At 47.9% G+C, this 15,622-nt stretch carries 14 protein-coding genes; 13 read left to right on the forward strand and 1 reads right to left on the reverse strand.

Going from position 1 to position 15,622, the window contains the following annotated elements; genetic code table 11:
* Nucleotides 1-403: 403 nt before the first annotated feature.
* The 13 genes from mutL to EI981_RS29545 all read left to right on the forward strand — a co-directional run bounded on the left by mutL (nt 404) and on the right by EI981_RS29545 (nt 14,315).
* A complete protein-coding gene (mutL, locus tag EI981_RS11185) occupies nt 404-2,503 on the forward strand; it encodes a DNA mismatch repair endonuclease MutL (protein ID WP_126998124.1) in 2,100 nt (699 codons plus the stop codon).
* A 17-nt stretch (nt 2,504-2,520) separates the two neighbouring features.
* Entirely contained in the window at nt 2,521-3,300 is a 780-nt protein-coding gene (locus EI981_RS11190; protein ID WP_126998126.1) for a class I SAM-dependent methyltransferase, read from the forward strand.
* A complete protein-coding gene (miaA, locus tag EI981_RS11195; protein WP_126998128.1) occupies nt 3,293-4,264 on the forward strand; it encodes a tRNA (adenosine(37)-N6)-dimethylallyltransferase MiaA in 972 nt (323 codons plus the stop codon). The genes EI981_RS11190 and miaA overlap by 8 nt, the downstream gene beginning before the upstream one ends.
* A gap of 24 nt (nt 4,265-4,288) precedes the next feature.
* Complete coding sequence (hfq, locus tag EI981_RS11200) at nt 4,289-4,528, forward strand: RNA chaperone Hfq (protein WP_193556449.1); 240 nt, start codon at nt 4,289-4,291, stop codon at nt 4,526-4,528.
* Between the two features lie 177 nt (nt 4,529-4,705).
* Complete coding sequence (locus EI981_RS11205; RefSeq protein ID WP_126998129.1) at nt 4,706-7,291, forward strand: transglycosylase domain-containing protein; 2,586 nt, start codon at nt 4,706-4,708, stop codon at nt 7,289-7,291.
* 207 nt (nt 7,292-7,498) lie between these two features.
* Nucleotides 7,499-8,059, forward strand: a complete 561-nt coding sequence (locus EI981_RS11210) for a ribonuclease FAU-1 family protein (RefSeq protein WP_068781585.1) — start codon at nt 7,499-7,501, stop codon at nt 8,057-8,059.
* A 2-nt stretch (nt 8,060-8,061) separates the two neighbouring features.
* Nucleotides 8,062-8,736, forward strand: a complete 675-nt coding sequence (locus EI981_RS11215) for a YdcF family protein (RefSeq protein WP_126998131.1) — start codon at nt 8,062-8,064, stop codon at nt 8,734-8,736.
* A 305-nt stretch (nt 8,737-9,041) separates the two neighbouring features.
* Complete coding sequence (locus tag EI981_RS11220) at nt 9,042-10,016, forward strand: AAA family ATPase (protein WP_126998133.1); 975 nt, start codon at nt 9,042-9,044, stop codon at nt 10,014-10,016.
* A gap of 232 nt (nt 10,017-10,248) precedes the next feature.
* Complete coding sequence (locus tag EI981_RS11225) at nt 10,249-11,502, forward strand: methionine gamma-lyase family protein (protein WP_126998135.1); 1,254 nt, start codon at nt 10,249-10,251, stop codon at nt 11,500-11,502.
* A 94-nt stretch (nt 11,503-11,596) separates the two neighbouring features.
* The gene (locus EI981_RS11230; protein ID WP_068781581.1) at nt 11,597-12,010 is read left to right on the forward strand and encodes a MerR family transcriptional regulator; all 414 of its coding nucleotides are present in this window, start codon (nt 11,597-11,599) and stop codon (nt 12,008-12,010) included.
* Between the two features lie 18 nt (nt 12,011-12,028).
* Nucleotides 12,029-13,357, forward strand: a complete 1,329-nt coding sequence (gene glnA / locus EI981_RS11235) for a type I glutamate--ammonia ligase (protein ID WP_126998137.1) — start codon at nt 12,029-12,031, stop codon at nt 13,355-13,357.
* 292 nt (nt 13,358-13,649) lie between these two features.
* Nucleotides 13,650-13,769: a YjcZ family sporulation protein gene (locus EI981_RS29540; protein ID WP_227011797.1), complete on the forward strand. Its 120-nt coding sequence runs from the start codon at nt 13,650-13,652 to the stop codon at nt 13,767-13,769.
* 432 nt (nt 13,770-14,201) lie between these two features.
* Nucleotides 14,202-14,315 carry a YjcZ family sporulation protein gene (locus tag EI981_RS29545; protein ID WP_227011798.1) on the forward strand — a complete coding sequence of 38 codons (114 nt, stop codon included), beginning with the start codon at nt 14,202-14,204 and terminating at the stop codon, nt 14,313-14,315.
* 860 nt (nt 14,316-15,175) lie between these two features.
* Here the strand turns inward: EI981_RS29545 and EI981_RS11240 are convergent.
* Nucleotides 15,176-15,469, reverse strand: coding sequence for a DUF2642 domain-containing protein (locus EI981_RS11240; RefSeq protein ID WP_335926374.1), 294 nt, complete (start codon nt 15,467-15,469; stop codon nt 15,176-15,178).
* Nucleotides 15,470-15,622 lie beyond the last annotated feature (153 nt).

Consider the following 15,622-nt stretch of genomic DNA (forward strand, 5'->3'; position numbering starts at 1 on the left):
ATTTCTAGCGTCACTGTTTCGGCTAAATAGCGATATCCAGTTTCGTTAGAGATTGGAGACAATCTGCTAAATACGGTTATTTTCTGCAAATGAGCTCTAAATAGACTGAAAAGTTAATGTTCGGAACTAATATAGTGTCTCAGGATAACTAAAAACGATCAATAAGCGCATAACATACACTTAAAAATCTCAAGTAATCGATTTTTCTGTAATAATTGTAATTTGTACACTTAGAATTGCTCGTGTTCGTAGAATCTATAAAAACAAATACTTTAAGTGTACGTCATACATTTAAAATAGTGTTTATACGGATTGTTACTTTTTTAGTTGTACTTTTTGCAATTGGTTGAAACACCATATTGAAGCATGATGATGAATGGGTTGACTGAGGGGGGAATGAACAATGGCTAAAATTGTAGTCCTAGATGAGCATATTGCCAATCAGATCGCCGCAGGGGAAGTAGTAGAAAGGCCCGCCTCTGTGGTGAAAGAGCTGGTGGAGAATGCAATCGACGCAGGTGCTACGAGCATCGAGGTACAGGCGGAGGAAGGGGGACTGTCCCTGATTCGGGTCATCGATAAAGGCTCAGGGATCGATCCTGACGACTGTGAGGCGGCGTTCTATCGTCATGCGACGAGCAAGCTGCTGCAGGGCCGCGACTTGTTCCAAATCCGCAGCCTTGGCTTCCGAGGCGAGGCTCTGCCAAGTATCGCCGCTGTTGCCAAGGTAAGATTGGTTACGGCAAATAGCGATCAGGGCTTGGGACGGGCTATTGAGATCGAAGGCGGGAGTTTGAAGCTGAACGAAGAAATCGCCACCCCCCAAGGAACAGATATTACCGTTAAGGAATTGTTCTACAACACGCCGGCAAGGCTGAAATATATGAAGACGATTCAGACCGAACTCGGTCATATCTCTGATGTCATGTATCGGCAGGCGCTCTCCCATCCAGAGATTGCGTTCACCTTCCGCCACAACGGAAATACGCTGCTGCAAAGCCAAGGTGGCGGGGATCTGCTGCAGGTTATTGCGGCGATCTATGGAGTGAATACTTCTAAGGGAATGGTGGCCATCGAGGCGGAAAACCTGGATTACCACTTAACTGGTTATATTGGCCGACCTGAGCTGACACGCTCGAATCGCAGCGGAATGTCGACGATCGTTAACGGCAGATATATCCGTAATCAGGGCTTGCATCAGGCAGTCCTTCGCGCCTATCACACGCTGCTGCCGATTAATCGCTATCCGCTTGGCGTGCTGATGTTGGACATGCATCCCTCACTGGTCGATGTCAATGTGCATCCGGCCAAGCTGGAGGTGCGATTCAGTAAGGAGCCGGAGCTAAATGGCTTCATTGAGGAGAGCATCCGCTCCCTGTTGTCTGAGCAGGTGCTGATTCCCCAGGTGGTGAAGCAGAACATCGGCAGAGGCAACACCCAGGCTGTGATTCAAGAACAGTTCCACTTCACGCGTCCTGAGGTGACGAAGGACGCAGAGGAGGGCCGCGAGGGAACAAGCGGCGCTGTTGGTGGTTCGGCCGCCAGTGATGTGTCGGGCGGCGTGGATAATGCGGCCGCTCGCGAGCAGGCGGCCGCCGGCCGGGAAGCCGCGCCAGCCTCCGGCGGCGCGGCAGGGCCGGGCGCAGGCGCTGGCTACAGCGCGCCTGCCGGGGGCAGCGCAGCCGCTTACGCGCTGCGCGAACAAGCCGCGGGCGGCTACGCCAGCGGCAGCGGCGGCGGTGCATCCGCCGCTGCGGCCAGCCGCCGCCCGGCGGCATCCGGCGCGTACGCAGAGCGTGCGCCGGGAGCGGCCAGCCCGGGTAGCTATGCCCCGGGCGGCCGGGGGCAGGCCGCGCCAGCTGCAAGAGGCGCGGCGCCGCGGGCGCTGTACGGCGCTCCGCAGGAAGCGCCGGAGTTGCCGGCCTTCCCTGAGCTGGAGCTGATCGGTCAGCATCACGGCACATACCTGATTGCACAAAATCAGGAAGGCCTATACCTGATCGACCAACATGCCGCGCATGAGCGCGTGAATTACGAATATTACTATGAGAAATTCGGGCATCCAGCAGATGCTTCTCAAGAGTTGCTGCTGCCGATTACCCTCGAATTTACGCCATCTGACAGCGAGAAGCTGAAGGAGAGATTGTCCTGGTTCGAAAGGGTCGGAGTTATCCTCGAACACTTCGGCGGAGGAACCTTCCGCGTCGTATCACACCCATACTGGTTCCCGAGCGGTGAAGAAACTTCGATCATCGAGGAGATGGCGGAATGGGTGCTTAGCGAACGAGCGATCGACCTCTCCAAGCTGCGGGAGAAATCATCTACCTTAGTATCCTGCAAGGCCTCGATTAAGGCGAATCAGAAGATTACGGTGGAAGAGGCAGATACTTTATTGCAGCGGCTTGCCGCCTGCAAGCAGCCTTATACTTGTCCGCACGGACGGCCAATCATTATTTCATTCTCGAATTATGATCTGGAGAAGTTGTTCAAGCGGGTTATGTGAACGGAGGAATTTAAGTTTTGATTATAACAACAGGTGATCATAGCGCTGCGGAGCCGGTGCAGCGCGCTATGGCCCTCTCCAAGAAATCAGGGGCCAGATTCGTTCCGCGAAATCGGACGTCTCTGACCAAATTGGCTAAACGCTACGGAGATGACGATATTCTCGTTATTCTGGAGGGTGGTGCAAGGCTGCACCGGACTGGGTCCGAGCCGCTTACCTTCCATCCCAGCATGGCTTTCGTCCGGGCGAAGCGCCTGCTTCGCGGCGAGCCGGACACGATGCTCGAAGCGGCTGGCGTACGTCCTGGCGATAAGATTATCGATTGCACGGCTGGGCTGGGCGCTGATTCTTCGGTGTTCTCGCTGGGCACTGGGCCTTCTGGGCATGTTATCTCCCTGGAGGATTCCTTATCTCTCTGGGCGCTGCTAACGGAAGGACTCACTTATTATGAGTCGGGCGTAGCTGAATATAATGCAGCGCTGCGGAGGATCGAGACCAGACATGTCCATCACTTACAGGCGCTTCGGGGGATGCCCGACAAGAGTGCGGATATTGTCTATTTCGATCCCATGTTCCGCGATCCAATTATGGAATCGGCAGCCATCTCTCCGCTTCGTACTTTTGCCAACAATGAAGGGCTAAGTCAGGAGACGGTTCAGGAAGCCTGCCGGGTTGCCCGCAGAAGCGTCGTGCTGAAAGAGAAGAAGGGGAGCGAAGAGTTTGCAAGACTTGGCTTCCAGGAGGTTGGACGTGCTCATACCAAAATTGTTTACGGAGTGATTTCACTTGATGATTAACGACAAACCGAACTTGCTCGTACTGGTCGGCCCGACAGCGGTCGGCAAGACGAAGCTGAGCATTGAGATCGCCAAGGCCTTCTCCTGTGAGATCATATCCGGTGACTCTATGCAAGTATATCGTGGTATGGACATCGGCACTGCCAAAATACAGTCTTCCGAAATGGAAGGAATCCCCCACCATTTGATCGATGTGCTGAATCCGGATGAACCATTCTCGGTAGCGCAGTTTCAGGATAGCTGCCGGCAGTTGATCCCCGAGATTGGGGAGCGAGGCAAGTTGCCGTTCATTGTCGGAGGAACGGGCCTGTATGTCGAATCTGTCTGTTATGAGTATCAATTCACAGATACAGGTGCCGACGAAGGATTCCGGTCACAGATGCAGAATATAGCTGATGAGGAAGGGAATGAGGCGCTGCACGCGAGATTGGCGGCTGTCGATCCGCAATCCGCAGAGAGACTGCATCCTAATGATGTGCGCCGGGTAATCCGGGCTCTAGAAATTTATCATATGAGCGGGACGACTTTATCCTCCCAGCTGGAGTCACAAAATAAGCAGTCTCCGTACAACTTATGCATCATCGGTTTGACAATGGACCGTCAAATGCTATATAACCGTATTGAGCAGCGAATCGATGAGATGATGGATGCTGGACTTGTAAATGAGGTCAGAAGTTTGCTCGGACGGGGCTTCACCCGGAACCTTATTTCTATGCAGGGGTTAGGCTACAAGGAGATTCTCGAGCACTTGGAAGACGGGGTTCCTTTAGAGGATGCTGTGACCAAGTTGAAGCGGGATACGAGACGATTCGCCAAGAGACAGCTCTCCTGGTTTCGGCATATGAAGGATATTTCCTGGGTGGATGTGACCGATCATAAAAATTTTTCCGGGAATTTAGAGGCTGTACGTGCTATAATAGCAGGAAAGTTTCAATTAAATCTTGAATATAAATCTAAATACTAATTGATCCTATTGGGGGTACGACGAATGAACAAATCCATTAACATCCAAGATACATTTTTGAACCAGCTTCGCAAAGAAAATATACCCGTAACCGTATTTTTGACGAACGGCTTCCAAATTCGCGGAACGATCAAAGCATTCGATAACTTTACGATTGTCATTGACAGCGATGGACGCCAGCAAATGGTGTACAAGCATGCCATTTCTACCTTCCAACCACAGCGCAATGTATCCCTGATGCAGGAGTCTGCGGGAGAGGTATAATTTGGATTTTGAAACTTTTTGATCTTCAGTACGTTTAAAGGTATAGGATTAAGAGTGGAGCAACCTGATCAAAGGTTGTTCTTTTCTTTCCGACTAAGAATACTGGTCAGAGAAATACGATCATCTATCGAATCTGCTATCAGGTGAGACTGGTATGAAGGGAGTCAGAGAAAATCAATGTCTACTAAGAGACCTTCCAGACTGGAAAGGAGCAGCAAGCCGAGTCACAAGCCGGCCAAGCCGAAGGGAACAAAAAAGAGAAAACTTACGGCAAGACGGATTATGTGGACGTTATTTTTCACCGTAGCGATAGCCATTATATGTGCGATTGCGGGATATCTCTATATTACCGTCAACGGTGAGAGGATCCTAAGCGAGAATGAAGATAAGATGTTTATTTATGAAACTTCGAAGGTATATGACCGCAATGGAAATATGATGGGTGAATTGTCGGTGGACCGCAGCGAGCCTGTAGATTCCGATAAAATCCCTGATCTTGTTAAAAAAGCATTTGTAGCTACAGAAGATAGACGCTTCTATGAACATAAAGGCGTTGACCTATGGTCTATCGGACGCGCTGCTGTGAAAGACGTCATGGCCCGTTCACTCGTTGAAGGGGGCAGTACGATTACGCAACAGCTCGCCAAGAACATCTTCTTAAGCCGCGACAAGACCTTCTTCCGTAAAGCAACCGAAATGTCGATTGCGATGGCACTCGAGAACCACAAGACGAAGGATGAGATCATTACACTCTATTTGAACCGGATTTTCTTCGGTCAGAAAGCGTATGGAATCAAGGCCGCGTCACAGCGTTATTTCGGAGTTAGCAACTTGGAAGATCTGGAGCTGTGGCAAATCGCCTCTTTGGCGGCCATTCCAAAGGGCCCGTCCAAGTACAATCCGGTATCCAATCCGGAACTGTCCAAACAGCGTCGGGCAGTTGTACTTGATCTAATGTTTGAGCAAGGTTATATTTCGGCCGAGGAACGTGATGAAGCGAAAGCTGTGGATTATGACTATACTCCACCAGTGAAGAATGAGAGCTACCTGGCTTTCAAGGATTATGTCATTAAGGAAGCTGAGGAGAAATACGGGTTGACGGAAGACGACCTGAACCGCGGCGGATATAAGATTTATACAACGATGGACGCTCAGGCACAGAAAGCTGTTGAGAAAGCGTTCGACAACGATGATTTCTTTGAGAAGAGTAAGGATGATCAGCCGGTTCAGGCTTCGATCGTCATTATGAATCATGAGAATGGCAGCTTGATTGCTCTGCTGGGCGGACGCGACTATCAGCGCAAAGGCTTCAGTCGTATTGAAAGCCGCAGACAGCCTGGTTCAGCCTTTAAACCGATCGTATCCTATGGCCCTGCGCTGGAGTCCGGCAAGTTCAACGTGAACTCGCAGATCAGCAATGAGAAGCAGTGCTTCGGCGACTATTGTCCGCGCAACTTGCATGGTTATTCCAAGACGATCGATTTGACCACGGCACTGACGAAGTCCGAGAATATCCCGGCCGTATGGTTATTAAATCAGGTTGGGGTTAAGACAGGTGTGAAGTATGCCGAGGAAATGGGCATCAAAATGGATAAGAATGACACCAACCTGGCGATTGCGCTGGGTGGTCTCACTTATGGTACGAATACAATGGAAATGGCTGGAGCCTTCAGCGTGTATGCGAATGGCGGGGAGTATAACGAACCGTATTCCATCAAGCTGATTAAGGATCATGACGGCAAGGATCTGTTCAAATACAATCCGCCGAAGCCAAAGCGGGTATTTAGCGAGACAACCGCTTATCATATGACGCAGATGCTGCAGAACGTTGTTAATGATGGTACAGGTCGACGTGCTAAAATCGATCGTCCGCTTGCTGGTAAGACGGGGACGACCCAGCATGGTATTCCAGGTCTGAAGAGCAGTAAGAACCGTGACGTTTGGTTTGTCGGATACACGCCAGAATGGACAGCTGCGATCTGGGAGGGTTATGACAATCCGGATAAGAACCATCTGTTGAACGGCAGCAGTGGTCAAGCCGCGTCATTGTTCTCGACCATCATGAAGGAAGCACTCAAAGGTGTTCCAGTGAAAGATTTCCCTGTTCCTTCCAGCTTGGAGAAGACTCCAGAGCCACCACCGGAAGAAGTTCAGATTACAGCTCCTACTGATTTGAACGGTTCTTATGATGAGGGTACGGGAACAATCACTCTGAATTGGACGGGTGTAGATCAGCCTGGTGTGAACTATCGCATTTACAAGAGAGAGGCTACGGCAGCGGAATTTACACGTTATATGGATGTGGTCACCACTTCAGCCGAAGACCTGACTGTGACGCCAGGAACCGATTATGAGTATTATGTAACGGTCTACGATCCGTCGAGCGACGCAGAGAGTCAACCGTCGAACATCGCTCAGGTCTCGGTACCTGCTGAAGATAGCGGTGGAGAGGGCGAAATCATTCCGCCTCCAGATGGCGGTAATACGTCAAATCCTGGTGAAGGCGGCAACGGTGAAGTGACGCCTCCACCTAGTGGGGGAACAGGTGAGTCCGGTAATGGCGGTAGTCAGGTGCCTCCTGGCGGTGAAGGAACAGGGCCAGGGAACGGTAGCGGAACTGAGTCCGGCAGTGGAGGCAACGATGGAAGTGAACCGAGTGGGACTACACCAACTGAGCCTGGGGGCACCAATCCACCGGATTCAGGTACCGACCAATCCGGGAACAGTACAGGCGGCCAGAATAGCGGCACCAGTGGAATGTAGACATCCTCAGGTCTCGAGGATATTAACAAAGACAAAGATACACCTCGATGTAAAAGGTTAGAAATAGGATTACGATAGAACCCCGATGTTCCTATAAGAGCATCGGGGTTTTTTTGCGTATTTTTTGCGTTTTTTGCAGATTCGTTTTTGAGTGAACTCTTCAAATGTGGTAAGCTGAAAGTACATTGTGCCAGAGAGGTTTTGAACATGAAGCGAAAATTCGGAGATCGTGCGAACTGGCGCCGCGTGACCCAGCGCCAGTTCAAATCGAAGTATGTTGAAGGTGACACATTTACAGGTTATGCCACGTTTTATGGCATTAACGCCCTGCGGGACCCTCTTTGGAAGACGTATGGAGGTCATACCTTTCGCATTGCCGATAAGGGATACACCTGGCTTCAATACTATCCTAAAGGAGCCCACTATGTAGTAACTGCGATGTTTGATGATCGTGGAAGCATTGTGGAATGGTATATCGACGTATGTAAAACCCAGGGTGTAACGGATCAGGGTGTCCCATGGTTTGATGATTTGTACTTAGATATTGTTGTTCTGAAGAACGGTGAGGTGTTCTTGCTAGATGAAGATGAACTGGATGATGCACTGAGCCGGGGCCTTATCAGTGTCAGAGACTATGATTTGGCGAAGGAGACGGCCCGCGACGTGATGAAATTGATTAAGAATCAAGCGTTCCCTTATTTTGCGATGTCGCTTGAGCATTACCGGACCGGCTACGTTCAATCTGATTCTAGCAATCCTGGAGGTTAATCATGGCTCAATACCGCAAAAGTTCGCCGTATGTTGGGAACAGAAGAAGGAGCAAGAGCAAATTCGTCTGGGTTCTGCGTGTTGGGCTGACATGCATTCTAATCGGCATTTTATGGTCGGTTTACGCACTGGCCCAGATCGGCAGCGTATACAGGAATACGGCTGCGACTACTGCAGCTTCGGAGCCTTCAGATGTAGGTATTATACTTGGTGCAGCGATGTGGGGCGATCAGCCTAGTCCGGGGCTGCAAGAGCGGCTTGAGCAAGGGCTCGCGGATTACAAGGCAGGCCGCTTCCACACCTTCATACTGACGGGCGGGCTGGACAAGCCTGACTACCGTTACACAGAAGCGGAGGGAATGGCGATCTATCTCGAGCAGCACGGCGTTCCGAAGGAAGCGATCCTGCTTGAGAACAAAGCGACCAGCACCTATGAGAATTTAAAATTCAGCAAGGAGATTATGGAGGAGCAGGGGCTAACATCGGCTGTCATTATCACTCATACATTTCACGGCAACCGATCTTATGAGATTGCTAAAGCGCTGGATTATTCCAGTCCCAAGCTATCGCTCACGGAGACTCATGTACTTAAGCGTGTTCCTACCATCCTGCGTGAAATTTTAGCTTATACGAAATGGAAGATAGATTCTGTATTGCTCGCTATTGGCTGGAAATGACAAAACTTCTAATATCGGACGGGGAAAGAGAATACATTTAAAGTGCGTGTTTAAAAAGTCAGACTTTCAGCACCGAGAAGGTTGGATGAAGCTAGGGACGAAAGGAGCGGAGCGTACGAAGTTTGTACGTGAGCACCTGAGATGTTTCCGTAGGAAACATGACTTCGTAAGCATTCGCTTAGGCCCGGCTGAATTCAAGATTCGATGTCGATTAAGCTACCGGTGCTACTTCGTGATCAAAGGGGACTTTTTAAATAACCTCATAAATGTGTAAGCCCCTACCCTATAAAGAGGTGATTTGCGCTATGTCAGGGCGAGTAATGGCCAGAAGTGGCCCTCCTGAGGAGAGGCCTTCAAGACAAATCAATATTGTTCTGCGCAATTCGGATCCGCCGGTTGTCTCGCAGAGCGTTCCGGACAGTGAAGCTCATCCAACTGCCAAGGTTATGCCCCAGAATAGTCTGTTTACAGATTTGCAGAAGGAATTGGACGGACTGGTCGGATTGGATCATATTAAAGAATTAATGTATGAGATATTTGCACTCCTGCAAATCGCCTCAATGCGCTCCGAAGCTGGACTGCTGTCCGGGGCGCAGGTGTTCCATATGGTCTTCAAAGGCAATCCGGGAACCGGCAAGACGACCGTCGCCCGATTAGTGGCTAAATTTTTTCAGAAAATGGGTATCCTCAGCAAAGGTCATCTGATCGAGGTGGAACGGGCGGACCTTGTAGGAGAATATATTGGGCATACGGCCCAGAAGACTCGTGATTTGGTCAAGAAGGCGATGGGTGGTATTCTGTTTGTGGACGAAGCCTATAGTCTGGCTCGCGGCGGTGAGAAGGATTTTGGTAAGGAAGCTATCGATACGTTGGTAAAAGCAATGGAAGATTCGAAGAACCAGTTCATCTTGATCCTTGCGGGGTATTGCGACGAGATGGATTTCTTCTTGGACACCAATCCGGGATTGCCTTCACGCTTCCCGATTGTGATGGAGTTTCCAGACTATACGATCGATCAGTTGATCCAGATCGCGGAAGGAATGGCCAAGGAGCGCGACTATATTCTGATGCCACAGGCGATTGTCAAATTGAAGCAGCATCTGCTGCGTGAGAAGATGGAAGGCGAGCATGTGTTCAGCAATGCCAGACATGTCCGTAATGTCATTGAGCGTTCGATTCGCCATCAGGCTGTGCGTATTCTGAATCAATATAGCGGTGGTTCGCCCGGTAAATTGGAGTTAATGACGATTCGTACCGAGGACTTGAAGCTTGATAAGTAATTGGCTGAGTGTTCATTCGTGCAAGCTGCAATCTTTATACCGAGGAAGTCGTTTTAAAATAGAAGTTTAGGTATTTCCAGTGTTAAGCAGAGAAGAAGTTGAACCTATGGTTAACGCAGTGAGCGACCGTTTCTGCATTCATGTTGGAGCGGTCTACCGACTGCATCATCAGGTTCAACTTTTCAAATTATTTACAGCGAGATTGTAAGGGAATAAGGGAGAGAAAAGTGGGATGGCGGTATTTTCAGAAGACATAGTAACTAGGATGGAAGAGGCAGAGCGTCAAGCTGAACAGCAGTTCCGTGTAATCGATCGTATTGTGGACAGGAATCAGTTCAAAGTGATTGAAGCTTTTCAGAAGCATCATGTGAGTGATTTTCATTTCGCAGGTTCGACCGGCTATGCTTATAATGACCGAGGGCGTGAAGTACTGGACCTCGTCTACGCAGATGTGTTCGGCGCAGAGGCGGCGCTGGTGCGCCCGCATTTTGCTTCCGGTACGCATACAATCTCTACAGCGCTTTTTGGCGTGCTGCGTCCGGGAGATGAGCTGCTCTATATAACTGGCAAGCCATATGATACGCTACATAAGGTGATCGGCAAGCCTGGTGATGGAACGGGTTCTTTACAGGATTTTGGAATCACGTATGATGATGTGGCATTGCTGGCTGACGGAACGGTCGACTGGGGTACGGTGGCCGATAAACTAACACCCCAGACGAAGGTGATCGGTATCCAGCGTTCGCGCGGATATGATTGGAGAGATTCGTTCACCGTAGAGCAAATTGGTGAGATGGTGAAGCGTGTGAAGTCATTGTCCCCGAACTGCATCGTTTTTGTCGATAATTGCTATGGGGAATTTACTGAGGAGCAGGAGCCGACAGAAGTAGGGGCCGATCTGATTGCAGGCTCTCTAATAAAAAATCCTGGCGGAGGGCTGGCCGAGACCGGCGGATATATTTGCGGACGAGCTGAGCTTGTGGAGCTGGCAGCGAATCGCCTGACTGCGCCGGGTATCGGTGGAGAAGTCGGTGCGATGCTGGGTACGACTCGGGGGATTTACCAGGGGTTGTTCTTGGCTCCAACGATCGTAGGACAAGCCGTCAAGGGAAGTATTCTGGCTGCAGCCCTATTCGAGAGAGTTGGCTTTGATAGCAAGCCGCGCTGGAATGATAAGCGGACAGATCTGATCCAAGCGATCTCCTTCAGCAGCTCGGAGCATTTAATTGCTTTTGTTCAAGGCATTCAGCGTGCAGCAGCAGTAGACGGGCATGTTGTACCTGAGCCATGGGATATGCCGGGGTATGAGCATCCAGTCATTATGGCAGCAGGAACCTTTATTCAAGGGGGAAGTCTCGAGCTATCCGCGGATGCGCCGATTCGTGAACCTTATATTGCTTATATGCAGGGCGGACTTACCTACTCCCACGTTAAGTTCGGTCTGTTGACCGCATTGCAGACGATGAAGGATCGTCATCTACTATAAATTTTCTTGTAAGTAAACCTGACATCACTATTGACATGTCAGAATAACTTACATATCATTATTTTATGATAATTAAACTGGAAGGTTGAGAGCGATGAGTGACGAAATTCGCAGAAATATGGCCTTGTTTCCGATTGGTATCGTGATGAAGCTTACGGATTTAACAGCTCGGCAAATTCGTTATTACGAACAGCATGAGTTGATTGTACCCGCGCGCACATCCGGGAACCAACGTCTGTTTTCCTTTAATGATGTGGAACGTCTGCTCGAGATTAAAGCCTTGATTGATAAGGGAGTTAATATTGCTGGTATTAAGCAGGTGATTGCTCCGGCTAATGGCGAATCTGAAGAAGCAACTGTAATGACGCGGGACACTGAAGAAAAACGCAAGGAAATACCGACTTCTGAGCTCTATCGTATGCTGAAGCAGGAATTGTTCACGAAGCAACGTCCTGGTCAGGTTTCATTAATCCAGGGGGAATTATCCCGCTACTTTAAATTAAAATAACTGTTGGGAGATGTTAGCGTGAGTTACACCAAGGAAGATATTCTGCGAATCGCCAAAGAAGAGAATGTCCGCTTTATCCGTCTGCAATTTACAGATCTGCTCGGAACGATTAAGAACGTAGAAATTCCGGTAAGCCAGTTGGAGAAAGCGTTGGACAACAAGATGATGTTCGACGGTTCATCTATTGAAGGCTATGTGCGGATCGAAGAATCTGACATGTATCTGGTTCCGGATTTGGAAACTTGGGTTATCTTTCCTTGGGTTAGAGAGGATCGTATTGCCCGCTTAATCTGTGATGTGTACATGCCTGATGGCACACCATTCGCTGGTGACCCGCGTAATATCCTGAAGCGCGTCCTGAAGGAAGCCGAAGAGATGGGCTATACTTCGATGAATGTCGGACCTGAACCAGAATTCTTCCTGTTCAAGACGGATGAGAAGGGCAACCCTACTATGGAGTTGAATGACCAAGGTGGTTATTTCGACCTTGCACCGACGGACCTTGGTGAGAACTGCCGCCGTGAGATCGTGCTAACACTTGAAGAAATGGGCTTTGAAATCGAAGCTTCCCACCATGAGGTAGCTCCGGGCCAACACGAAATTGACTTCAAATATGCGAAGGCAATTAAAGCGGCTGACCAAATTCAAACCTTCAAATTGGTTGTTAAGACGATCGCTCGTCAGCATGGCTTGCATGCTACATTTATGCCGAAGCCATTGTATGGCGTGAGTGGTTCCGGAATGCACTGTCATCAATCCCTGTTCAAGGGTAAGACAAATGCTTTCTATGATGAGAAGGATGAGCTTGGCCTGAGCCAAGACGCTCGCCACTACATGGCCGGTATTTTGACCCATGCGCGCGCCTTCGCCGCTGTAACCAACCCAACTGTGAACTCTTATAAACGTCTCGTGCCTGGTTATGAAGCGCCATGCTATGTAGCTTGGTCTTCCAGTAACCGTAGCCCGATGATTCGTATTCCAGCTTCCCGCGGGATTAGTACTCGCGTTGAGGTCCGTAACCCTGACCCGGCTGCTAACCCATACCTTGCACTTGCAGTAATGCTCAAGGCAGGTCTTGATGGCATCAAGAGAAAGCTGCCGCTCGTTCAACCCGTTGATCGTAACATCTACGTGATGTCTGACGAAGAGCGTATCGAAGAAGGTATTCCAAGCTTGCCAGTAGACTTGAAGGAAGCGATCGGTGAATTAGTGCGCAGTGATATCATGGCTGATGCTCTCGGCGATCATGCTATGACCCACTTCTATGAGTTGAAAGCCATCGAATGGGATATGTTTAGAATGCAAGTCCACCAATGGGAACGTGACCAATATATGACTTTGTATTAATTCGAGGAATCCCTTGCGCCGTAAGGCGTGGGGGTTTTTTATTGTTGGGTAAATAACAATGAATAAAGCAGTTTCTACTAATTGCCGACAAATGCCCCAAATTTATGAGAAAAGATGCGCAGCTATGTATTGGCTGCCCTAGGTATTATTTCGAACCCGAAACAACCAGACAGAGGATATAACGAGTGTACAAGAATCTAATAAATAGGCCACGTATAGTGATGTATGCCTAATCTTTGTAACGGGCATTTGAATAGAATGCACTGTACCATATAACAGAGGAGGTATTTAAATGGGTGAAATTGGTGGTGTAGGTTGTTGCGGTCCTGGATTCGGAGGAGCAATTGGGACTTCAACTACTGTAATTTTGGTTCTCTATATACTCCTTGTTATTATCTTAAGAACATTTTAATTAGTGACGAACCTCGAGTAATATCAAAAACTGGGGTGTGGTAACGTTCGTGGAAACACCGTAGCACAAGCCGAAAACAGCAGTATTTAAAAAGCCAACTAGTTTAATGGGGACTGCCCCCCGTTTGTGGGACAGGGATTAAAACTCCTTGCAAGTTTAAATAACCAGTCGTCGATATTCTATCGGCGACTGGTTATTTAGTCGTTAGATCAGATCGAGTTATAGTAGTTAATGTAATCTCGAACGGTCTGCTCAATACAGGTAAGCCAATCAATAGTCATTTTACTTTTATATAGACGATAACTACTGTTATGTTCCCAAAGTTGTACAAGTATTTTGATAATTAGACTATAGGATAGGTAGATATGTCCAAACTGTTAATCAAAATTTGAATAGGATGATGTGTACTTTAAAAACAAGGAGGTTGCACACATGAGCGATGTAGTTGGCGGTGTAGGTTGTGGCGGGGGACTGTTTACATCAACAGCAGCAATTTTAGTGCTCTTCATTCTGCTTGTTATCATTACAAGAGCTTTTGTATTTTAACTAATTAATCTTAGTTACATGGCTACGGTGTTTCCGATAAAAGCTGAAACACCGTAGCTCAATCCGATGATGTCGTTAAAAGGCTCCGCTGGCTTGATGCTGGCGGAACTTATTATTAATAGAAAGATCATCTTAGATTCGTTTAGGTAGAGATTTTCTTATCTTGCTGTCATCATTACATTTTAGAATGGCTGTCAGATGTTTACGAAGTGCTTCAATATTTTCAAGGTCCCTATCTCTTCTCTTAATATCTATGTAACAAAGTATGCAAATAATAGGAGGAGAGGTAACGGATATTTACCTAATTAATAAAGTTGTGTGCTTATCTACTATAGTCGTGAATATTGAACCACCTAAGGGTGCTAATATTCAATTTACTTACGCTTTATTGTACGAACAAAAGCGACTATCGAAAAAATCAGTGCAGTTAAGCTGGAAGCAAAAACTAAGAATTCCACATTTCAATCCCCATTCTCGTATATTGAATACTCATTTCTTATAAGAATCTCCGGGGAGGAACTTCCCATAATAGCAATCAGCATCGGAATAACGAACCCAATAATCGTTTTTCTTCTCACGGAACCCCCCGTATTGATATCACGATATTTCCAGTGTCTTACAGTGAATACGATAGCATAATAAACATAATGGTCAAGTGCGTTAGAAACTAGTATCTCTATAAAAAACACTATAAACCTGCTCGGAACATAAAATGACCTTAGAACTTCCCACTGGGAAGCCTAAGGACGGAGAATTTTACTATCTCGTTATTTGGATTTTCATTAACCTTTTGAAAGCGACTAGTCTATATACGTATGCTTGAAGGTCTGGATAGAGGGGGCGACTAGCCCCTCTTTTATCTAATATTCCGGCATGATCCAGACAATTTCGCAAATGCGAACAATAAACTTCATATGTCTTTCTTCAAGTACGACATGGTCTTGTTTTACATCGATGATACATCCGTCGAGTCTGCCGCGAGTAGTTTCCAGAATGACAACTTTACCTTTAAGGGACATTAAACATTCAACAACGCATTGATCAACAGGATGAACAATGATAGATTGAGGCATGTGATGCTTATGTGGCATATTAGGCATATTTGACATACTAGTCATGGTGGGCATTTGATACATCATTGGATAACTGTTCAAAAAATTACCTCCCAGTAAATTGTATACGACATTCTATGCATTAGCCTATAAAACAAACTGGGCGGATGCCTAGAGTTTAAAATTAAAATTCATTAGACAAGTCAAATACGGACTTTGAGAACAAGAGGAGATAACAAAATAATTACAACTTAA

The organism is Paenibacillus lutimineralis, from assembly GCF_003991425.1.
Taxonomy (GTDB): Bacteria; Bacillota; Bacilli; order Paenibacillales; family Paenibacillaceae; genus Fontibacillus; species Fontibacillus lutimineralis.